Genomic DNA, 278 nt, shown 5'->3' on the forward strand with positions numbered 1-278 from the left:
TGAGCCAGGATCAAACTCTCCAAGAAAGAGTATGAGTTAGCTCATAATAAAAAAACGTTGGCTCATGATCTTCATAAGAAGTCATGATGATTATTGTTTGTTGACGCTTGTTTGTTTAGTTTTCAAAGAGCAATTCGAACCAACTTATTAGTCAGCTTTATAATAATAACATGAATAACAAGTATGGTCAATGGTAAATGGTGGTGGAGCCTAGCGGGATCGAACCGCTGACCTCCTGCGTGCAAAGCAGGCGCTCTCCCAGCTGAGCTAAGGCCCCA

General features: G+C 41.7%; 1 tRNA gene. It reads right to left on the bottom strand.

From position 1 onward, the window contains the following. Positions 1-201: 201 nt before the first annotated feature. A tRNA-Ala gene (locus JJQ88_RS21080) sits at positions 202-277 on the bottom strand. Between the last annotated feature and the right edge of the window lies 1 nt (position 278).

It is taken from the genome of Bacillus sp. REN3 (assembly GCF_017912555.1).
Classification (GTDB): domain Bacteria; phylum Bacillota; class Bacilli; order Bacillales; family Cytobacillaceae; genus Mesobacillus.